Below are 20,328 nucleotides of genomic sequence, written 5' to 3' on the forward strand. Positions count from 1 at the left end.
AGGTGCATGGCATCGGCCGCGAGAGTCACGGCGCCAGGCCCTGCGAGAAGAGGGAAATGCAATGGCACGGTTCGACGGCAAGACGGCTCTGGTCACCGGCGGCGGCAGCGGCATCGGAGCGGAGATCGCCCGCAAGCTCGCCGCTGAGGGCGCATCGGTGGTCGTCACCGACATCAAGCTCGAGGCGGCCGAGTCCGTCGTGAGGCAGATCACGGATGCCGGGGGCACCGCGTCCGCGTTCGCTCAGAACACGGCGAAATGGCAGGACTCCGAGGCGGCCGTCCGCTACGCGCAGGACACCTACGGCGCCCTGCACCTCGCGGTCAACAACGCCGGGATCGGCGCCGCGCCGCAGAACATCGGTGACTACGACATCGAGGCGTGGGACCGGGTGCGCGCCGTCGACCTCGACGGCGTCTTCTACGGGCTGCGCTTCCAGCTGCCCGCGATGGTGGCCGCCGGCGGCGGTGCGGTCGTCAACATGGCCTCCGTGCTCGGCTCGGTCGGCATCGCGCAGAACGCGGCCTATGTCGCCAGCAAGCACGCCCTCGTCGGCCTCACGAAGGTGGCGGCCCTCGAATACACCGCCCAGGGCGTTCGCACGAACGCGGTCGGTCCCGGCTTCATCGACACCCCGCTCGTGCGCGCGAGCCTCTCGAGCGATGCACTGTCGGCTCTCGAGAAGGAGCATGCGGCGGGACGGCTCGGAACGGATGCCGAGGTCGCAGCGCTCACGCTGTTCCTCCTGAGCGACGACGCGTCATTCATCTCAGGCAGCTACCACCTCGTCGACGGCGGCTACTCCGCCCACTGACGCCACATCGCCACCGCGGACGTCGTCCGCCGAGCAGCGCTCGCGACCGTCAGGCCGTGGGCGCTGTCTCGATGTGCGCGACCGAACGGACCTCGAGGTACCCGCAGAGCTCGGCGGCCGTACCCAGCTCGGCGACGAGTGCGGCAGTCTCCTCCGCCGAGAGGGCGACCTCGTCGAGCTGCGGTTCGAACACGACGCGCCAGCGCGCGTCGCCTCCCATCGGAGGCCGGACGTAGACCGTCGTCGACGCGTTCCGCAGCGGCACGACGACGAGCCCGCCGTCATCACCCCAGGAGTCGTCCTGGATGACGACCTTGATGAGGTCGCCGTCTCCCCGCGCGGCGGTGAACTCATCCAGCCAGAGCTGCAAGGTTTCGCGACTGCGGTACGGCATGTGTTCGTCTTCCCGGCGCGGCGGCGTGCCGGTGGCCCCGGCGGGACGACGTCGTGCTCTGTCGCGAGGGTAACACCCCTAGGTGACACCGCCCCGCCGGTTTCTGGACTCAGTCCTGCAGGGTCTCGATATCGATGACGAACCGGTAGCGGACGTCGGAGCGGAGCACGCGCTCGTAGGCCTCGTTGATCTCGCCCGCACCGATCAGTTCGGTCTCGGGGGCGATGCCGTGCTCGGCGCAGAAGTCGAGCATCTCCTGCGTCTCGGCGATCGACCCGATGTTCGAGCCGGCGAACGAGCGACGGTTGCCGAAGAGGGCGAACACCCGCAGCGACAGCGGCTCGGAGGGCGCGCCGACGTTGACCATCGTGCCGTCCAGGCGCAGCAGACGCAGGTAGGACTCGAGCTTCAGCGGCGCGCTGACCGTGTTGATGATGAGGTCGAACGTGTTGGCGAGGGCCGTGAACGTCGAGGCGTCGCTCGTGGCGTAGTAGTGCGTCGCGCCGAACCGCTTGCCGTCCTCCTGCTTCGACAGGCTCTGCGACAGCACCGTGACCTCGGCGCCCATGGCGACGGCGATCTTGACGGCGAGGTGTCCGAGTCCGCCCATGCCGACGACGGCGACCTTCGAGCCGGGGCCGACCTTCCAGTGCGCGAGCGGCGAGTACGTGGTGATGCCTGCGCACAGCAGCGGCGCGACCGACTCGTACGGAAGCGCCTCGGGGATGCGCAGGACGAAGTCCTGGTCGACGACGACGTGCGTCGAATAGCCGCCCTGGGTGATCGTGCCGTCGCGGTCGACGGACCCGTAGGTCTGGGTGTTGCCGTTCAGGCAGTAGTTCTCCATGCCGGCGAGGCAGTTCTCGCATTCGCGGCACGAGTTCACCATGCAGCCGACGCCGACCCGGTCGCCCACGGCGAAGCCGGTGACCTCGGAGCCGACCTCGACGACCTCGCCGGCGATCTCGTGACCGACGACCTGCGGGTAGGTCACCGGGCCCCAGTCGCCGCGGACGAGGTGGATGTCGGAGTGGCAGATCCCGGCGTAGCGGATCGCGATGAGGACATCGCGGGGTCCGGTCTCACGGCGTTCGATCGTCGTGCGCACGAGCGGTTCGGTCGCGGACGGCGCAGCGTAAGCGGCGACAGTAGGCATGGGGGTCTCCTTGCAGATCGATGGACGGATGCCTCGGGTCGGGGCATCCCCCACGCGAAACGCTACGCGCGCTCGCTGATGAGTATCGTCGGAGTGGACCGCGCACAGAAGCCCGGAGGCTCTCATGTCGACACTCTCGCCCACCCCCGTCATCCTGGGCGCGTCCCGCCTCGGCGATCGCCCCGACCCGGAGGCGTTGGCGGATGCGCTCATCCGCTCCTCTCTCGGCTACGTCGACACGAGCAACAACTACACGGGCGGAAAGAGCGAGCAGCTGCTCGGCGATGCGATCCGACGCGCGGGCGGTCTTCCGTCGCACACCGCCGTGTACTCGAAGGCCGACAGCGACCCGGCATCCGGCGCCTTCGACGGCGAGCGCGTCAAGCGATCGCTCGACGAGTCGCTGACGCGCCTCGGACTCGACCGGCTGCCGCTCTACCAGCTGCACGACCCGTACACGATCTCCTTCGCGGAGGCCATGGCACCCGGCGGGGCCGTGCCCGCTCTGCTCGCACTCAGGGAGCAGGGCGTCATCGGGGCGATCGGCATAGCCTCGGGCACGCTGTCGCAGGTGCGCGAATACGTCGACACCGGCGTCTTCGACGTCGTCCTCTCGCACAACCGGTACACGCTCGTCAGCCGGACGGCCGAGCCCGTCTTCCGCGCCGCGCGCGAGCACGGCATGACCGTCCTCAACGCCGCGCCGTTCGGCGGCGGGACGCTCGCGAACGGCGACGACACATTCGGGTACCGACCGATGCCCGACGATTTCGCCGCGCACCTCGGCCGCGTCCGGGATCTCGCCCGCGAGCACGGCGTCGACCTCGCCGCGGCCGCCCTGCACTTCTCGATGCGCAGCCCGCTGGTCGACGCGACGGTCGTGGGGATCACCTCGACGGCCCGCCTCGACGCTCTCGCGCCGCTGATCGAGGCCGAGATCCCCGCGGAGTTCTACGACGCGGTCGAAGCTCTGGGCGCTCCACCCGCGGGCGTCGAGGACTGACCTCCGGTCAGTTGCGACCGAACCCGTCGAGGTCGGGGTCCCAGTACGCTTCCGGGCCCTCGTCGTACACGGGTTCGGCGGAGCCGGAATCGCCACGCGGGTAATGCGGGTGGCGCCGCAGCTGCGCGGCGGCGAAGGAGAAGTCCGGCTCCTCACGCTCCCAGTCGGTCGCGACCGACAGGACGTCGTTGCCGACGCCGATGACGAGGGATGCCTCGCCGATCTCGCCGTTCTTCTCGAAGACGATGGGGATCGTGACCGCGTCGGCGCGTCCCACCTCGGCGACGGCGGCGGTCAGGGTGACGAGAGCCTCCGCCACGTCATCGGTCGTGACCACGGTCTCGCCGGCGTAGGTGATGCATCTCATGTGACCACTATGGGTGGCGAGCCCGGTTTCGACCGACCAGTTGCTTTCGGCGCCCGAGCCAGGTACGGCGAGTGCGTCAGGGCTCCTCGACGACGACGGGGTCGACGCCGTCGACGGCATCCGACATCCGACGCAGGAAGTCGACGACATGTTCCTGCGCCTCAGGACTCATCCCGACAGCGACGTCGTACATGAGCCCGTGCATGCGGCCGAGGGTCTCGCGCACTTCCTCGTTCGCGTGCGTCGTCGCCTTCACGAAGATGCTTCGCCGATCCGCCGGATTCGCCAGCCGTTCGATCCGGCCGGTCTTCTCGAGCCGGTCGAGCATCGTCGTGATCGAGGCCGACGTCACCCCGAGGTACTTCACGAGCTCGGCGGGACGAGCGGAGTGGCCGGGCTGGCGGAGCAGGTAGCGCAGGGCGAGCAGCTCGTTCTCACCCATGGACATCGAGTCCCGCGTACGCCGACGCATCGCGGACTCGGCAGCACGGTACGTGCGGAGGGCCTCGAGGACGCGGCGGGCACGTTCGCGCTGGCCGGGCGACTCGTCGTACCAGTACCCGGCCGTCGCTGGCGGCTCCTCGCTGGTCTGCGCGTCGACGTCCGCCACATTCACTCCCCGGTAATGACGCCGTTCACGGCGATCTCGTCGAGAATAGGTGATGAGAGAGGGTGCAGGGATGCCTGTGGCCACGTGTCCGCCGATCCGCTACCCTCCTCGCGACCCGGGGGAGGAGTCCCGATGCCGTTCCGCAGTAAAGAAACCCTCGAGACGTGGGTGTCCGAGTTCCACGACGCCCGGGGCGCGGGCGACCGCATCAAGGTGATCGTCCAGGACGGATCCGACGGATCCGACACGGGGCTCGTCATCGTCCCCCTCGAGAATGCGACCGTTGCGATCTCCATGGAGCCCGTGCAGATCGGCGAGGCCTCGTGGCGCGTGACGTTCGAACCGCAGCCCGACACGACGATCCTCAACAGCCACCAGCTCCACGGCATGGCCGCCGAGCTCGCCGTCGCCGCAGAGTTGTGCTCCTACCTCGAAGCCCGCTCCGTCGGGCACGAGGAGTGACCCCCGGCATCCGTTCTCACATCGCGACCTCTTCGGTTGAGAGGAAGAGGTAACCAAAGCGGTCGATCCCCGTGCGGTCGGGGGAAACACCCGCCCTTTAGCGTCGAGCCTCACACCCGGCTCCACGACTGAAAGGCACTGCGATGACGTACGTCAAGCCCACCGAACTCGTCCAGACCGTGATCGACGCCGGCGCGTCGAAGGTCATGCTCTCGACCCGTGACACCCTCATCCGCTCGATCATGGGCGGCGCGATCCTCACTCTGGCGGCCGCCTTCGCCGTCACGATCAGCGTCACCACCGGCAGTCCGCTCCTCGGCGCCGTGCTGTTCCCCATCGGCTTCGTCATGCTCTACCTGCTGGGCTACGACCTGCTGACGGGCGTCTTCGTGCTGGCCCCGCTGGCGTGGCTCGACAAGCGCCCGGGCGTCACCCTCGGCGGCATCCTCCGCAACTGGGGACTCGTGTTCCTCGGCAACTTCATCGGCGCGTTCGCGATCGCGGTGCTCATGGCGATCGTCTTCACCAACGGGTTCTCCACCCCGCCGAACGAGGTCGGACAGGCGATCGGGCACATCGGCGAAGGCCGCACCGTCGGCTACGCCGAGCACGGGGCGAACGGCATGCTGACGCTCTTCATCCGCGCCGTCCTCTGCAACGCGATGGTCGCCACCGGGGTCGTCCTCGCGATGGTCTCGAAGGACGTCATCGGCAAGATCGTCGCGATGTGGATGCCGATCATGCTCTTCTTCTTCATGGGCTTCGAGCACTCGATCGTCAACATGTTCCTGTTCCCCTCGGGCCTGCTCCTCGGCGGGGACTTCACGATCGGCGACTACCTGATCTGGAACGAGATCCCGACGGTGCTCGGCAACCTCGTCGGCGGCCTGCTCTTCGTGGGACTCCCGCTGTACTTCACGTACGGCCGCCCCTCGGCTCCGCGTCGCGTGCGGGCCTCGCGCCGTGAGACCGCCGCCCGCGCCGCCGCGGCGGACGCTCCCGTCGCCGCTCGGTGATCACCGTGGCCCGCCTCGTAAAGAGCCCGCAACACGACGGGACCCCGACTGCAACGTCGCCCGCATACGGTCACGACATGAGCTCCACCGGCCCCACCCCGCCCCACGTTGTCGTGGTGGGTGCCGGGATGGTCGCCCACCGGTTCGTCGAGAGCCTGCTCAGCCGCACCGACGACGCGTGGCGGGTTACCGTGATCGGCGAGGAGGGGCGGCACCCCTACGACCGGGTCGGCCTCACCTCCTTCTTCGCCGGTGCGTCCGCCGAAGACCTCGAGCTCGACGCGGCTCCCCTGGCGGACGAGCGCGTGCGCTTCCTCCGCGGCACGACGGTCACGCGAATCGATCGCAGCCAGGCCGAGGTCGTCACCGACCGCGGCGAGCGCATCGGCTACGACCGGCTCGTCCTCGCGACCGGCTCGTACGCCGCCCGGCTCGCCGTGGACGGCTACGACCACGACGGATGCTTCGTCTACCGCACCCTCGACGACGTCGAGGCACTGGAGCGCTTCGTCGAGCGCCGGTCGGCCGAGCTCGGACGCCGGCTCACCGGGACCGTCATCGGCGGCGGGCTCCTCGGCCTCGAGGCGGCCGGCGCCCTGCAGGGACTCGACGTCGACTGCACCGTCGTGCAGTCCTCGGACCGGCTCATGTCGGCGCAGCTCGACCTGCCCGCCGGCGACGCCCTGCGGCGTCTCATCGAGCAGCGTGGGATCGGCGTGCGGACCTCCGCACTCACGACGCGACTCGACGCCGACCGCACCGGCCAGGTCGTGGGGCTCGAGTTCCGCGACGGCACGTGGGAGCGCACCGACGTGGTCGTCTTCACCGTGGGTGTCCGTCCTCGCGACGAGCTCGCGCGGACGGCGGGCCTGACCGTCGACCCGCGCGGCGGGGTCGTCATCGACGCCGCCTGCGACACCTCCGACCCGCGCATCCTCGCGATCGGCGAGGTCGCGAGCTTCGGCGGGCAGTGCGTCGGTCTCGTCGCCCCCGGCTACGCGATGGCGGAGGTCGCCGCCGCGCGGCTGCTCGGACTCGAGGCATCCTTCGCGGGCTTCGACGTGTCGACCAAGCTCAAGCTCTCGGGCGTCGACGTCGCGAGCTTCGGCGACGCGTTCGCCGAGACGCCCGGCGCGCTCGACGTCGTCTACGCCGACCCCGTCGCCGGCGTCTACAAGAAGCTCGTCGTCTCTGACGACGCGAAGACCCTGCTCGGCGGCATCCTCGTCGGCGACGCCTCGGCCTACGGCTCGCTCCGCCCTCTCGTCGGCGGCGCGCTGGGCGGCGACCCGGTCGCGTACCTCATGCCGCAGGACGGCGTCGCCGCCCCGACCGGCGAGCTGCCGGACGAGGCGCTCGTGTGCTCCTGCAACGGCGTCACGGCCGGCGGCATCCGCTCGGCCGTCAACGACGAGGGCTGCACCGACGTGAAGGGCATCAAGGCCTGCACGAAGGCGGGAGCCGCCTGCGGATCGTGCGTCGGCATGATCACGAAGCTCCTCGGCAGCGAGCTCGCGAAGACGGGCGCCGCCCTCAGCACGTCGCTCTGCGAGCACTTCGCGATGTCGCGCCGGCAGCTCTTCGACGCCGTGCGCGTCTCGGGGCTGTCGACCTTCAGCGCGGTCATCGACCGCTTCGGCACCGGACGCGGCTGCGACATCTGCAAGCCGGTGCTCGCCAGCATCCTGTCGACCCTCACCGGCCGCCACGTGCTCGACGGCGAGAACGCGACGCTGCAGGACACGAACGACCACGTCATGGCGAACATGCAGAAGGACGGCAGCTACTCGGTCGTCCCCCGCATCGCCGGCGGCGAGATCACTCCCGAAGGCCTCGTCGTGATCGGGCAGGTGGCGCAGGACTTCGGGCTGTACACGAAGATCACCGGCGGCCAGCGCATCGACATGTTCGGCGCCCGCCTCGAGCAGCTGCCCGAGATCTGGAAGCGCCTCGTCGACGCGGGCTTCGAGTCGGGCCACGCGTACGGCAAATCCCTGCGCACCGTGAAGTCGTGCGTCGGCTCGACCTGGTGCCGCTACGGCGTGCAGGACGCGGTCGGCATGGCCGTGCAGCTGGAGCTCCGCTACCGGGGCCTGCGATCGCCGCACAAGATCAAGCTCGGCGTCTCGGGGTGCGCCCGCGAGTGCGCCGAGGCCCGCGGCAAGGACGTCGGCGTCATCGCGACCGAGGCCGGCTGGAACATGTACGTCGGCGGCAACGGCGGCTTCACGCCGCGCCACGCGGTGCTCCTCGCCGAGGGTCTCGACGACGCAGGGCTCCTGCAGGCGATCGACCGCTTCCTCATGTACTACGTCTTCACCGCCGACCGGCTGCAGCGCACGGCCCCGTGGTTCGAAGACCTCGAGGGCGGCATCGACGAGCTGCGCCGCGTGATCTTCGACGACTCGCTCGGAATCTGCACCGACCTGGATGCCGCGATGGCGCGCCACGTCGAGAACTACGAGGACGAGTGGAAGGCGACCCTCGACGACCCCGAGAAGCTCCGCCGGTTCGCCTCGTTCGTCAACGCCCCCACGACGCCCGACCCCTCCCTCGCCTACACAGCGGAGCGCGGGCAGGCCCGCCCGGCGACCGCCGAGGACCGTGACGCCGGCGTGCTCATCGCCGGCACGACGCTGGAGGTGCGGCGATGACGATGGTGACGCATGAGACGGATGCCGCGGCCCCGCCCGCCGGCTGGACGGCGGTGTGCGCGGTGACCGACCTCGAGACCGAGCGCGGCCGTGCCGCCCTCCTCGGCGGCACGCAGGTCGCACTGTTCCTCACCCACGCCGGACGCGTCCACGCGGTGCAGAACCTCGACCCGTACAGCGGAGCCCACGTCATCTCCCGCGGCATCGTCGGCACCCGCGGCGACGTGCCGACGGTCGCATCGCCCATGTACAAGCAGGTCTTCGACCTGCGCACCGGGGTGTGCCTCGAGACGAACGGCAAGGAGCCGCTGGCCCTGCGCGTCTGGCCCGCTGCCGTCGCCGACGGGATCGTCTACCTCCGGGAGGAGCAGCGATGACCGCCATGATCGGGCTGTCCCTTACCGGTCGACGCGTCGTCTTCGTCGGCGGGGGGACCGTCGCCGGCCGGCGGGTGGGACGCTTCCTCGACGAGGGCGCGCTCGTGACCGTCGTCGCGCCCGCGCTCGGTGACGCGATGCGCGAGCTCGTCGACGCGGGACGGGTCACGTGGACCGCCCGCCCGGCCCGCGAGGCCGATGTGGCGGATGCCTGGTTCGTGCACGCGGCGACGGCCCAGGCATCCGTCGACGCGACCGTCGCGGCCTGGTGCGAGTCGGCCCGCGTGTTCTGCGTGAACGCCTCGGACGGCGCCCACGGCACGGCGAGACTCACCGCCGAGACGCGATCGGGGGACGTCATCGTCGGAGTGGCCTCCGACGCCGGCGTCGACCCGCGCCGGTCCGCCCGGCTGCGCGACGCGATCGGGTCAGCCCTCCGCGAGGGGACGCTCCCCCTCCGTCGCCGGCGGAAGGCCGCCGGGCGGGTGGACCTCGTCGGCGGTGGTCCCGGCCCCGCCGACCTCATGACCGTCCGCGGTCGCCGGCTGCTCGCCGAGGCCGACGTCGTCGTCGCCGATCGTCTCGGCCCGACGGACGTGCTGAGCGAGCTCGACCCCGACGTCGAGGTGATCGACGTCGGCAAGGCCCCCGGCAACCACCCGGTGCCGCAGGAGGAGATCAACGCTCTCCTCGTCGCCCACGCGAAGGCAGGCAAGCGCGTCGTGCGTCTGAAGGGCGGCGATCCGTTCGTCTTCGGACGCGGTGGCGAAGAGGTCACCGCGTGCCTGGCCGCAGGCGTGCCCGTCGAGGTCGTGCCGGGGCTGACGAGTGTCGTCTCGGTTCCCCAGGCCGCCGGCATCCCGGTCACCCACCGCGGCACCGCCGCCGGCCTGCACGTCACGATCGGACAGGGACCCGTCACACCCGCCACCCGAGCCGCCCTCGCCGACGCGACGATCACGACCGTGGTGCTCATGGGGGTCGCCGCGCTCCCTAAGCTCGTCGCCGCCGCGCTCGCGGCCGGCGCCCCCGAGGGTCGCCCCGTCGCGATCGTCGAGCGCGGCCACACGCCCACGCAGCGGACCACCCGCACGACCCTCGCCGACGCGGTGACGGATGCCGCGGCCGCAGGGGTGAGCAATCCCGCCGTCATCGTGGTGGGCGACGTCGCCGCCGCCGGCCTGCTGCTGCCGGAGCCCGTGGCCGCGGGAACGGGGGATCCGCCCCGGTGACCATCGCCCGCCCCGCCCTCTCCGCCGCGCTCGGCGGCTGCACGATCGTCATCGCCGTCGATCGTCGCTCCGCCGAGCTCGCCTCGGCGCTGGAGCGGCACGGGGCGACGGTGCGCCACGCCCCCGCCCTGACGATCGAGTCGCACATCGACGACGACGCGCTCATCGGAGCGACGCGTGCGCTGATCGACGATCCGCCCGACATCGTGGTCGCCACCACGGGAGTCGGTTTCCGCGGGTGGATGGAAGCCGCCGACGAAGCGGGACTGCAGGGTGCGCTCCACGCGGCGCTCGCGGGCGCGCAGATCGTGGCGCGCGGGCCGAAGGCGCGCGGAGCGATCCAGCAGGCCGGCCTGACCGCCGACTGGGTCGCCGAGTCCGAGACCTCCGAGGAGCTCGGCGCGTTCCTGCTGGCCGAGGGCGTCGCCGGCCGTCGCGTCGCGGTCCAGCACCACGGGTCGGGCGCGGACGGGCTCGACGAGCTGTTCTCGGCCGCGGGTGCCGATGTCGTGAGCCTCACCGTCTACCGCTGGGGACCTCCTCCCGATTCCGCCGCCGTCGCACGCTCGGTGGCCCAGACGGCACAGGGCGATGTCGACGCCGTCCTCTTCACCTCCGCGCCCGGCGCCGCCGAGTGGCTCGCGACGGCGCGACGGGAGGGCGCCCTCGACGCGATCGTGCGCCGGTCGGTCGACGGCACGCTCCTCCTCGCCGCCGTCGGCCCGATCACGGCAGGTCCGCTCGTCGAGGCCGGAGCGGCACCGCTCGTCGCCGAGCGGGGCCGGCTCGGATCCCTCGTGCGAGCCGTCGTCACGCACTTCGGCGGCGGCGGCGCCCCCGCCCTCGAGACGGCAGCCGGGCGCCTGGAGCTCCGCAGCGGCGCCGCCGTCCTGGATGGGGCACTCCTGCCCCTGTCGCCCACGTCCGCCGCTATCCTCGCCCTGCTCTTCGCCGCCGGGGGCGGTGTCGTCAGCCGAGCCGAACTCGCCGAAGCCCTGCCCCGCTCGGGCGCCGGCGACAGCACCCATGCGGTCGACGTCGCGATCGCGCGCACGCGCGAAGCCCTCGGCATCCCGACCCTCATCCGCACCGTCGTCAAACGGGGCTACCGCCTCGACGTCCTCACCCCGGGAGAGACACCGTGACCCCTGTCCTCATCGCCTGCTCGCACGGGACCAGCTCGCTCGAGGGCCGCGCCGCCATCTCGGCCGTCGTCGAGCAGGTGCGCCTGCTGCTGCCCCACGTCGCCGTGGCGGAGGCGTTCGTCGACGTCCAGCAGCCCGAGATCGACGACGTCGTACAGGCCACCTCCCCCCGCCCGGCCGTGGTCGTGCCCCTCCTGCTGTCGACCGGGTTCCACACGAAGGTCGACATCGCACGGGCGGTGACGGATGCCGGTTCCCGCGCCGTCGCGACCGTCGCCCTCGGACCGCATCCGCTCCTCGCCGACCTGCTCGCGGAGCGACTGCAGGATGCCGGCCTCGCCCCCGGTGATGCGGTGGTGCTGGCCGCGGCGGGATCGAGCGACCCCGCGGCATCCGTCGACGTCGCGGAGATGGCGGACCTCTTGCGGGAGCGGATCGACGCCCCCGTCTCGGTCGGCTTCGCCGCGGGCGCCGGCACGAGGATCGCCGACGCCGTCGCCGCGGCTCGGGATGCCGGTGCGATGCGGGTCGTCGCGGCCAGCTACGTCCTCGCGCCGGGGTTCTTCGCCGACGTCATCGCCCGCGCCGGCGCCGATGCGGTGACCGCCCCGCTGGCCCCCGACGCCGCGGTCGCGACCGTGGTCGTCGAGCGCTACCTGGCCGCCGCTGCCTCCGCGCGAGCGACGGCCGCCGCCTGACGCGGCTCAGCCGACCGGCTCGATGACGTCGTCGGCGCGGCGCCCCGCCGCACGGACGGCGCCGATCGAGGCAGCGATGACGAGCGCGATGCCGATGAGCTCGATCACCGTCAGATGCTGCCCGAGCAGCACGAAACCCGCCAGCGATGCCGTCGCGGGAGCGAGCGCCATGAGGATCGCGAACGCCGCCGCCGGCAGGCGTCGGAGCGCGATCAGTTCGAGAGCGTACGGGATGGTCGAGGACAGGAGCGCGACGGCGGCACCCAGGGCGACGAGGTCGAGCCGCAGAAGCGCGCTGCCCGCGTCCGCGATGCCGAACGGCAGCGAGAGGACCGCGCCCACCGCCATCGCGAGGGCCAACCCGTCGAGCCGAGGGAACGCGGCGCCGACCTTCGCCGACGACAGGATGTAGAACGCCCAACTCACGGCCGCGCCGAGGGCGAAGATCACGCCGAGCGGATCGAGCCGGTCGAACCCCCCGCCTCCGAGCGCGACGACGCCCACGAGCGCGAGCCCCGCCCAGATCCAGGCCGAAGCCCGCCGACTCGCGATGATCGACAGGGCGAGCGGACCGAGCACCTCGATCGTCACCGTCACCCCGAGCGCGAGCCGCTCGAGGGCGAGGTAGAAGAACCCGTTCATGACCGCCAGCGCCACACCCAGCTGGACGACGGCGAGCCATGACGCGCGGCTGTGGCCGCGCCATGAGGGCCGGGCGATCAGCCCGAGGATGAGCGCGGAGAACACGAGGCGCAGCATCACCATGCCGAGCGGTCCCACCTCGGGGAACAGGAGCACCGCGAGCGAGGCGCCGACCTCCTGGCAACACAACCCCACGACGACCAGCGTGACGGCGGTCGTCGACGTGCTGCGTGAGGTCACCCTCCGCAGGTGGCGTAGCGGGCGAGCTCAGGCGCGAGGCTCTCCGCGGTCCACGGCAGGCCCATCTCGGGCGCCGTGCGCCCGTCCGCGGCAGGGGCCTTCGAGGCCAGCGCCGCGAGCTGCCAGGCGAGCACGCGCACGGCGTTCGACGACGCACGCGATTCGTTGAGGACGACCACGACGGACATGCCCGTCGTCCGGTCCGCGAACGCCGCCACCATGTAGCCCGGAAGCGAGCCGAACTGCCCGACGAGACTGCCGGCCTGGTAGGTGCCGCCGTCCGCCGTGAACCATGCCGGCTGCTCGGAGTTCGCGGGACGAGGGTCGGCGTAGCGGGTGTCCGCGTCGTACGACCGGGCGCCGACGGCGAGAGCGCGCACGTACGTCGACAGATCACCCACGGTCGACACGACACCGCCCGACGCGGCACCGACGCTCGAGGTGACCTCGGTCACATCGATCGGGGCGCTGCAGTCCGGCTTCCGGTCCTTGCCGTTGGCGATGTACGCACCCTTGAGGCGATCTCCGCCGCCCGCTCCCGTGGGGTAGGCGCTGGAGGACATCCCGAGCGGCTCGAACACGTACTCGTTGTACAGGTCGGAGAGCGACTCACCGCCCGCACGTTCGAGCACGAGTCCGAGGAGCACGTACCCGGTGTCGGAATCGCGGAACTCCGCGCCCGGCGCAGCTGTCGCGCGTTGGGCGATCCCGTAGGCCACGAGCTCGCGCGGGTTCCACACGCGCTCGGGCGCCGCGATCACGCGGGGGAAGACCCGGCCGAGGTAGCCTGCCAGACCGCTCGTGCTGTCGCACAGGTCACCCAGGGTGATCCCCGCCTGCCCGGGGTAGGAATCGAGCCAGTCGCCGACGGTGTCGTCGAGGCCGACGGTCCCCTTCTCCACGAGGGCGTACAGCAGATCGCAGGTCATGGCGCGCGTGACGTTGGCGCTCTTGAAGGTCATGGACGGGTCGACCTCGGGCCCGCCGGGGCCTGACGTGCCGAGGCCCGCGACCCATTCACCCGACCACGGCACCGAGACCGAGACGATCGCGCCGCTGGCGCCGATCGAGGTCATCGCCGTCTCGGTGAGCGACTGCATCTGCTCCGTGAGATCGGCGGGCAGGGCGCCGTCGACCTGGTCGACCCCGATGTCGATGCGCTCCGGCTGAGGAGCGCACGCGCCGAGACCGATCGCGAGGCCGAGCGCCGTCACTGCAGCGACCACTCGCCTCGACACACGTCCTGCCACGCGCAGATCACCCCCGGGATTCGTCTCAACGATTACAACACACCCGTCGCGCCTGTCCGGTCGCGCCTCGCGTGATGACGGATGCCGGGTCTCACCCGGCGTTCTGTGCCGCCCGGACCCCTGCCATGAAGCGCCGCACGTCGCGGTCGACGAGGATGTCGGCGGGGCGGAGGGGACGCGAGAGGTAGAGCCCGTCGAGCGACGTCAGTCGCGACAGTGCGACGTAGGTCTGGCCCGGGGCGAACGCGCCGTTTCCGAGGTCGATGATCGCCCTGTCGTAGGTCTTCCCCTGCGATTTGTGGATCGTGACGGCCCACGCCAGCCGCAGCGGGAACTGCGTGTACTCCGCGACGATCTCGCGGGTCAGCTTGCGGGTGCCCGGGTCGTAGGCGTAGCGGAACTTCTCCCACACCGTCGGCTCGACGTCGTGCTCCTCGCCGTCGAGCTCGACGCGGACGGTGCCGCCGGCGATACGCGTGACGGTGCCGATCGACCCGTTCACCCACCGAGGGCCGTCGCCGCCGAAGCCGCCGATGTCGTTGCGCAGGAACATGACCTGTGCGCCCACCTTCAGCTGCAGCTCCTGGTCGGCGGGATAGGCGTCGCCGCGACCGAAGTCGCCGCTGATCTCTGCGCGCGCCGTCTGCGCCGGCCCGGGTAGCGCGTCGAGGTGCCGCTGGTTGATGCGAGAGACGATGTCGTTGCGGGTCGCGAGGGTGATGATCGGCACCTCGCCCGCCGCCGGCTCCGGCGGCTTGCGAGCGCCGGCCGCGTTGAGGGCGCCTGCGATGTCGGCCGTCACGATCCCGTGGCGCACGGCGTTCAGCATCGCCTTGAAGGCGTCGTCGGACTGCCGGTGGATGCTGCGGAGCTCGGCGATGTGCAGCGGAGCCCCGACCCGCCCGAGATCGAGCAGTCCGTCGGAGCGGATGGCACCGGCATCCGCTCGGGGGCCTGCCCACACCTGCGCGTCGAAGAACCAGAACGAGCGGTAGTGGTCCTGGATGTAGCGCAGCTCGTCACCCCGGGGCGGGACCGGGGAGAGCTGGTACGGGTCGCCGAACATGACGACCTGCACCCCGCCGAAGGCTTCGGCGCGCTTTCGCCGCGCCTGCCGGAGCGACCGGTCGATGGCGTCCATGACATCGGCGTTGACCATCGAGACCTCATCGATGATGAGGGTGTCGATGGCGTTCAGGATCTTGCGGGTCGCGTCGGTCTGCTCGATCTCGCTGTCGGCGATGAGACCGATCGGCAGCTTGAACAGCGAATGGATGGTCTGTCCCTCGACGTTGAGGGCGGCCACGCCCGTCGGCGCGCAGACGGCGATCTGCTTGGTCGTGTTCCACGACAGGTGCTGGAGGAGCGTCGACTTGCCGGTTCCGGCGCGACCGGTCACGAACACGTGCTCGCGGGTGTCCTCGATGAGACGGAAGAGCGCGTCCTGTTCGGGAGACAGGGGCGGCAGGCTCACCGGAACCATGCTAGCTACCAGCCGGCCTTTCCTAGACTGAGCACGTGGAACACGATGGGGGCGATGTGACGGCGGATGCCGCCGAGTCCGACGTCCCCGCTGCCCCCACACGGACCGAGACGGTCGCCGGCCCGCGCCGACGTCGCCGGCTCGCGGTCGATCTGACCGCACTCGGAGTCATCGGCATCCTTCTGATCGGCGCCATCGGCGCGACCGGCGCCGTGCTCTACCGGCAGCTCTACAGCCCCACTGCGTTCGTCCTCGACTACCTGCACCTGCTCGCCGACGGTCGCGCGACCGATGCTCTCCTGCTCCCGGGCGTCTCCGCGTCGTCGAGCCAGCTCGCCGCCGCGAAGCTCCCCGCAGACGCGAGCGGCGCACTCCTGCGCGGCAGCGCCCTCACCCGTCTGACGGACGTCGAGCCGGTCTCGGAGACGACGGATGCCGACGGCACGACCACCGTCACCGTCACCTACCGCGTCGGCGGCCACTCCGGCACGACGACCTTCGACGTGGAACGCGACGACGACGGCGCGCTCCTCCCCCGCTGGCGCTTCGCGGAGAGTCCCCTCGCCGTCATCGAGCTCGAGGTGCGCGGCTCGATGCAGTTCGAGGTGAACGGCTTCTCGGTCGACAAGCGACAGGTCTCACCCGACGGCGCCGACGCCGACCCGCTGGAACCGATTCCCCTGCTCGCCTTCTCACCCGGGCTGTACTCGATCACGGTCGACACCGCGGCGACGTCGAGTCCCGGGGTCGCGGTCCTCTCCGACACCCCTCTCGCCGAGATCCCCGTGTCGTTCCAGGCCGAACCGACCGACAAGTTCCTCGGGGTGGTGCAGCAGGAGGTGGACGACTTCTTGGCGCAGTGCGCGACGCAGAAGGTCCTGCAGCCGACCGGGTGCCCGTTCGGCTACTACGTGCGCAACCGGATCGTCGAGCCGCCCACGTGGAAGATCGAAGAGAACCCCGTCGTGACTCTCGAACCCGACGGCGCCGGCTGGGCGATCACGCGCACCCAGGCCGTCGCCAAGATCGACGTGCAGATCCGGTCGATCTTCGACGGTTCCGTCTACGACGTGGAGGAGCTCGTCCCGTTCTTCCTCACCGGCAAGATCACGATCCTCCCCGACGGGACGGCGTCGATCGCGGTCTCAGCCGCCGACTGACCGGGCTCAGCGCGCGGCTTCCCGCCGGGCATCGCGCTCGGCGATCGCCGCGAGGCGGGCGTTGTAGGCCTCGAGCTCGGCATCCCCGGACCGGTCGGCGTGGCGGTCGGTGCTGCGCTGGCGTCGCTCGTCGGACCGGCTCCACTGCACCGCGACGACGATCGCCAGGATGAGGGTCGGGATCTCGCCGATCGACCAGGCGATGCCGCCGCCCGTGTACTGGTCCGCGAGCGGGTCGAGGCCCCAGGTGCGCCCCATGGACCCGAACCATTCCGCCACGAAGAGTCCCGACGCCATCATGATCGCGATGCCGAAGAAGGCGTGCATCGCCATGATGCCGATGAGCGTCAGCAGGCGACCGGCGTGCGGCAGTCGGTAGGGAACCGGGTCGATGCCCGCGAGCGACAGCACGAAGAGGTACCCGACTGTCAGGAAGTGCACCACCATCCACTCATGCCCGAGGTGCTCGTACAGCGTCCACCGGAACAGGTCCGTGTAGTAGAAGGCCCACAGCGACACGATGAACAGCGCCGCGGCCACGAGCGGATGCGTGATGACCTTGGCGTACGGGCTGTGGACCGCCCAGAGGATCCACTCGCGACCGCCGCGCGTCCCGTCGTCGCGCTTGCGGATGGCCCGCGACGCCAGCGTGACGGGCGCACCGAACACGAGGCACATCGGGATCGCCATCGACAGCAGCATGTGCGCCGTCATGTGCATGCTGAAGAGGTAGTCCTGGTAGGCATTCACCGGACCGCACGTGACGTAGACCAGAAGCAGCAGACCCGCGACCCAGAGGACCGTGCGTCCCAGGGGCCAGGTGTCGCCCCGTCGGCGGAGACGGCGCACACCCGCGAGGTAGAAGAACAGACCGAACCCGGCGGCGAAAGCCCAGACGAGGTCGACGTCCCACGTCGTGAAGAAGCGACCGACGGTGAGCTCCGGCGGCAGGGGCGACCCCGTCAGCACTTCGGCCGGGGTCTGGTCGAGCGGCAGCGTGGTGTCGACCGGCGGCGGCGTGAGCGAGAGGGCGACGGCGGCGCCGGAGGCGATGCCCATGAAGACGACCTCGAGGACGACGAGCGTCCAGAAGCGTGCTGCGATGGCCGTATCGCGGATGCCGGCGATCAACCGGCGGCGGTAGAACGCCCCCAGCACCCCCATCGCCAGGAGGGCGACGACCTTCACCATCAAGAGGGCGCCGTACGCCGAGAAGAGGTTCTGGAACGACAGGATGCCGACGGTCGCCCGCGCGATGCCCGACAGGGTCACGACGACGAAGGCGGCGAGGGCGATGCTCGAGTATCGCTGCAGGACCGTGGCGAGGCGGTCGCTCGAGAAGAGCGGACGCAGGAGCAGGAGCATCATCAGACCGCCGAGCCAGGCCGCGGCGGCGATGATGTGCAGTGCGAGCGAGGTCACCGCGATGTTGTGGTTCGCTTCGCTGCCGGTGTGGCCGGCCGTCGCCATCGGCACCATGGACGCGATCGCGAGGAGGGCCACGAGCAGCGTCGCCAGCCAGCCGCGCACGGCGAACGCCAGGACGGTGAGCACCGCGCCGGCGACCGTCGTCATCAGCCAGGCCCGCCCCGGGTCGGTGTCGACGAGGAAGCGGCCGAGCTGCTCGCCGAACGCCGCGTCGGCGCTCGGGGTGGCGCCGAGGACCTTCAGGAACGTCAGATAGCCGGTGAGAGCGCTGGCGACGGTGAGGATCGCCGCGCCGGCAGAAGCGGCATCCAGGGCGAAGTCGAACTCCTTCGACCCCGCGACCAGCGAGAAGAGCGCCAGGACGAGCGACCCGACGAGGAGCGCCGCCGACAGGTTGACCGTCAGCTCGGCGACCGGGAGCAGCCAGCGGACGACCGGGCCGGGGTCGCCGATCACGAGGGGCGCAGCGCCGCCACCGTAGGCCAGCCCCAGCAGGAGCGCGACGAGACCCGCGCCCGCGAGGATCGCCGGCCCGGCGAAGCGGAGAGCGCGCGGATTCACCCTGCAAGCCTACGCGCGGGCAGGTGGGGGAACGCCGAAGGGGGATGCCTCTCGGCATCCCCCTTCGTACGACTGCAGCGTCTTACTTGACGGCAGCCTTCAGCTTCGAGCCGGCGCTGACCTTGACGCGCTTGCCGGCGGGGATGTTGATCTCGGCACCCGTCTGCGGGTTGCGGCCGGTGCGAGCGGACGTCTCGACCTGCTCGAACGCGATCCAGCCCGGGATCGAGACCTTCTCGCCCTTGGCGACAGCCTCGGAGACGGACGAGAACAGGCCGTCGACGACGCGCGAGACGGTGGCCTGGCTCTCGCCGGTGGCGCTGGCGATGCTGGCGACGAGTTCGGTCTTGGTGATGGCCATGGTGCTCCTCCAGACGGCGGATCGCCGTCTTCAGTTACTCGGACCGACGGGGTGACCGCCGGCTGGTCGTTGCGACCGGTCCCGAATATACCCACGGACCGCGGAATTCCGCGGATTTTGAGTCATCTGCGGCCCAATTGGTCGGCGTGTCGCGTGTCGGATGTGACTTTTGAGGCGAATGTGGCCGTTTCGGCCGGATTCCGCGGAATTCCGCGGAGGGGGTTGCTTTTCGGGACCGATGTGCGCTCAGCGTCGCCCGCGGGCGAACTCGTCGGCGGCGTCGCAGGCGAGTTGCGCCGAGGCCGGGCCGCCGTGCCCCTCCTCCTCGAGGATGTGCAACCGGCTGCCGGGCCACGCCCTGTGCAGCAGCCACGGCGTGAGCGCCGGTCCGCTGACGTCGCGCCGGCCGTGGACGAGGACGCCCGGGATGCCGGTCAGCCGGTCCATCCGGTCGAGGATCGGCACGTCGAGGAAGCAGTCCTGCGCCCAGTAGTGCGTCACGAGGGTGGCGAAGTTCTCGCGCATCCGCGGATCCTCATGCAGCGGCCCGGTCCCCGCCCATGGGGAGAGGGCGATGTGGGCGGATTCCCACGCGTCCCACGCATCGGCGGCCCGGGTGCGGACGGCGGGGTCGGGGTCGCGCAGCATGCGGTCGTAGGCGTCGACGACGCGCTCACCGTCGGGCACGAGGTCGCCGAGGCGGTCACGAGCCTCGGGGAAGATACGCCCGACCCCGTCGGTGATCCACTCGATCTCGTCGCGGGCCCCGGCGGTGACGGCGAGAAGGATGATCTCGCTCACCCGCTCGGGGTGCGCCTGCGCGTACGCCAGGGCGAGGGTGGATCCCCACGAGACGCCGTAGACGAGCCAGCGGTCGATGCCGAGGTGCTCTCTGAGCGCCTCGATGTCGGCGATGAGCGCGGGGGTTGTGTTGTCGTCGAGGTGAGCGAGGTCGTCGATCGCCCAGGGCGTGCTCGCGCCGCATCCGCGCTGGTCTAAGCCGACGATGCGGTAGCGCTCGGGGTCGAACACGCGCCGGTAGCCGCCCTTGCCGAGGCCGCCGCCTGGACCGCCGTGCAGGTACAACGCGCCGCGGCCGGTGTCGGAGCCCGAGACCTCCCAGTGCAGGCGGGCACCGTCCGGGCGGTCCAGCATTCCGGAGGCGTGGGGCTCGATCGGGGGATGCACGTCGCGCACGCTACCAGCGCGTCAGATGCGGCGGAGGGCGGCTACAACCGCGGAGATCCGGCGCGACGCGGGCGTTCATTCAGCTCA

At 70.9% G+C, this 20,328-nt stretch carries 20 protein-coding genes; 10 read left to right on the forward strand and 10 right to left on the reverse strand.

Going from position 1 to position 20,328, the window contains the following annotated elements:
- The first annotated feature begins 61 nt into the window (after nucleotides 1-61).
- Nucleotides 62-814, forward strand: a complete 753-nt coding sequence (locus QE428_RS04345; RefSeq protein WP_091357501.1) for an SDR family NAD(P)-dependent oxidoreductase — start codon at nucleotides 62-64, stop codon at nucleotides 812-814.
- Nucleotides 815-863: 49 nt separating this feature from the next.
- Here QE428_RS04345 and QE428_RS04350 read toward each other — a convergent pair whose 3' ends face one another.
- Both QE428_RS04350 and QE428_RS04355 read right to left on the reverse strand, forming a co-directional pair.
- Complete coding sequence (locus tag QE428_RS04350) at nucleotides 864-1,208, reverse strand: hypothetical protein (RefSeq protein WP_307463444.1); 345 nt, start codon at nucleotides 1,206-1,208, stop codon at nucleotides 864-866.
- Nucleotides 1,209-1,317: 109 nt separating this feature from the next.
- A complete protein-coding gene (locus QE428_RS04355; protein WP_307463446.1) occupies nucleotides 1,318-2,364 on the reverse strand; it encodes an NAD(P)-dependent alcohol dehydrogenase in 1,047 nt (348 codons plus the stop codon).
- A 124-nt stretch (nucleotides 2,365-2,488) separates the two neighbouring features.
- Here QE428_RS04355 and QE428_RS04360 point away from each other — a divergent pair, with 124 nt between their 5' ends.
- On the forward strand, nucleotides 2,489-3,367 hold the full coding sequence (locus QE428_RS04360) for an aldo/keto reductase (RefSeq protein WP_307463449.1): 879 nt from the start codon (nucleotides 2,489-2,491) through the stop codon (nucleotides 3,365-3,367).
- Nucleotides 3,368-3,374: 7 nt separating this feature from the next.
- On the opposite strand, the gene QE428_RS04365 is transcribed toward QE428_RS04360, so the two are convergent.
- Entirely contained in the window at nucleotides 3,375-3,734 is a 360-nt protein-coding gene (locus QE428_RS04365) for a hypothetical protein (RefSeq protein WP_091357519.1), read from the reverse strand.
- Between the two features lie 76 nt (nucleotides 3,735-3,810).
- On the reverse strand, nucleotides 3,811-4,344 hold the full coding sequence (locus tag QE428_RS04370; RefSeq protein WP_065572297.1) for a MarR family winged helix-turn-helix transcriptional regulator: 534 nt from the start codon (nucleotides 4,342-4,344) through the stop codon (nucleotides 3,811-3,813).
- A 132-nt stretch (nucleotides 4,345-4,476) separates the two neighbouring features.
- Between QE428_RS04370 and QE428_RS04375 the strand changes: the two genes are divergently transcribed.
- The 7 genes from QE428_RS04375 (at nucleotide 4,477) to QE428_RS04405 (ending at nucleotide 11,928) form a co-directional block, all read left to right on the forward strand.
- Nucleotides 4,477-4,806 carry a hypothetical protein gene (locus QE428_RS04375; protein ID WP_091357523.1) on the forward strand — a complete coding sequence of 110 codons (330 nt, stop codon included), beginning with the start codon at nucleotides 4,477-4,479 and terminating at the stop codon, nucleotides 4,804-4,806.
- Nucleotides 4,807-4,949: 143 nt separating this feature from the next.
- On the forward strand, nucleotides 4,950-5,822 hold the full coding sequence (locus QE428_RS04380; RefSeq protein WP_307463454.1) for a formate/nitrite transporter family protein: 873 nt from the start codon (nucleotides 4,950-4,952) through the stop codon (nucleotides 5,820-5,822).
- A gap of 77 nt (nucleotides 5,823-5,899) precedes the next feature.
- Nucleotides 5,900-8,476, forward strand: coding sequence for a nitrite reductase large subunit NirB (gene nirB / locus QE428_RS04385; RefSeq protein ID WP_307463457.1), 2,577 nt, complete (start codon nucleotides 5,900-5,902; stop codon nucleotides 8,474-8,476).
- Nucleotides 8,473-8,853: a nitrite reductase small subunit NirD gene (gene nirD / locus QE428_RS04390; protein WP_307463460.1), complete on the forward strand. Its 381-nt coding sequence runs from the start codon at nucleotides 8,473-8,475 to the stop codon at nucleotides 8,851-8,853. Before nirB ends, nirD begins: the two co-directional genes overlap by 4 nt.
- The gene (gene cobA, locus QE428_RS04395) at nucleotides 8,850-10,085 is read left to right on the forward strand and encodes a uroporphyrinogen-III C-methyltransferase (RefSeq protein ID WP_307463462.1); all 1,236 of its coding nucleotides are present in this window, start codon (nucleotides 8,850-8,852) and stop codon (nucleotides 10,083-10,085) included. The genes nirD and cobA overlap by 4 nt, the downstream gene beginning before the upstream one ends.
- Nucleotides 10,082-11,230, forward strand: coding sequence for a uroporphyrinogen-III synthase (locus QE428_RS04400; RefSeq protein WP_091357540.1), 1,149 nt, complete (start codon nucleotides 10,082-10,084; stop codon nucleotides 11,228-11,230). The genes cobA and QE428_RS04400 overlap by 4 nt, the downstream gene beginning before the upstream one ends.
- The gene (locus QE428_RS04405; protein WP_307463469.1) at nucleotides 11,227-11,928 is read left to right on the forward strand and encodes a sirohydrochlorin chelatase; all 702 of its coding nucleotides are present in this window, start codon (nucleotides 11,227-11,229) and stop codon (nucleotides 11,926-11,928) included. Before QE428_RS04400 ends, QE428_RS04405 begins: the two co-directional genes overlap by 4 nt.
- Nucleotides 11,929-11,934: 6 nt before the next feature.
- Here QE428_RS04405 and QE428_RS04410 read toward each other — a convergent pair whose 3' ends face one another.
- The 3 genes from QE428_RS04410 to QE428_RS04420 all read right to left on the reverse strand — a co-directional run bounded on the left by QE428_RS04410 (nucleotide 11,935) and on the right by QE428_RS04420 (nucleotide 15,543).
- Nucleotides 11,935-12,810, reverse strand: coding sequence for a DMT family transporter (locus QE428_RS04410; protein ID WP_307463471.1), 876 nt, complete (start codon nucleotides 12,808-12,810; stop codon nucleotides 11,935-11,937).
- Complete coding sequence (locus QE428_RS04415) at nucleotides 12,807-14,060, reverse strand: serine hydrolase (RefSeq protein WP_307463473.1); 1,254 nt, start codon at nucleotides 14,058-14,060, stop codon at nucleotides 12,807-12,809. Before QE428_RS04415 ends, QE428_RS04410 begins: the two co-directional genes overlap by 4 nt.
- Before the next feature lie 91 nt (nucleotides 14,061-14,151).
- Nucleotides 14,152-15,543, reverse strand: a complete 1,392-nt coding sequence (locus tag QE428_RS04420) for an ATP-dependent RecD-like DNA helicase (RefSeq protein ID WP_091357550.1) — start codon at nucleotides 15,541-15,543, stop codon at nucleotides 14,152-14,154.
- A 35-nt stretch (nucleotides 15,544-15,578) separates the two neighbouring features.
- Here QE428_RS04420 and QE428_RS04425 point away from each other — a divergent pair, with 35 nt between their 5' ends.
- Nucleotides 15,579-16,703: a hypothetical protein gene (locus tag QE428_RS04425; RefSeq protein WP_091357554.1), complete on the forward strand. Its 1,125-nt coding sequence runs from the start codon at nucleotides 15,579-15,581 to the stop codon at nucleotides 16,701-16,703.
- A 6-nt stretch (nucleotides 16,704-16,709) separates the two neighbouring features.
- Here QE428_RS04425 and QE428_RS04430 read toward each other — a convergent pair whose 3' ends face one another.
- The 3 genes from QE428_RS04430 to pip form a co-directional block, all read right to left on the reverse strand.
- Nucleotides 16,710-18,692 (reverse strand): cytochrome c oxidase assembly protein, encoded by a 1,983-nt coding sequence (locus QE428_RS04430; protein WP_091357557.1) that lies wholly within the window; start codon nucleotides 18,690-18,692, stop codon nucleotides 16,710-16,712.
- 82 nt (nucleotides 18,693-18,774) lie between these two features.
- On the reverse strand, nucleotides 18,775-19,053 hold the full coding sequence (locus QE428_RS04435) for an HU family DNA-binding protein (protein ID WP_064002669.1): 279 nt from the start codon (nucleotides 19,051-19,053) through the stop codon (nucleotides 18,775-18,777).
- Nucleotides 19,054-19,299: 246 nt separating this feature from the next.
- Nucleotides 19,300-20,250, reverse strand: coding sequence for a prolyl aminopeptidase (gene pip, locus QE428_RS04440; protein WP_307463483.1), 951 nt, complete (start codon nucleotides 20,248-20,250; stop codon nucleotides 19,300-19,302).
- Between the last annotated feature and the right edge of the window lie 78 nt (nucleotides 20,251-20,328).

The organism is Microbacterium sp. SORGH_AS_0505, from assembly GCF_030818715.1.
Taxonomy (GTDB): domain Bacteria; phylum Actinomycetota; class Actinomycetes; order Actinomycetales; family Microbacteriaceae; genus Microbacterium.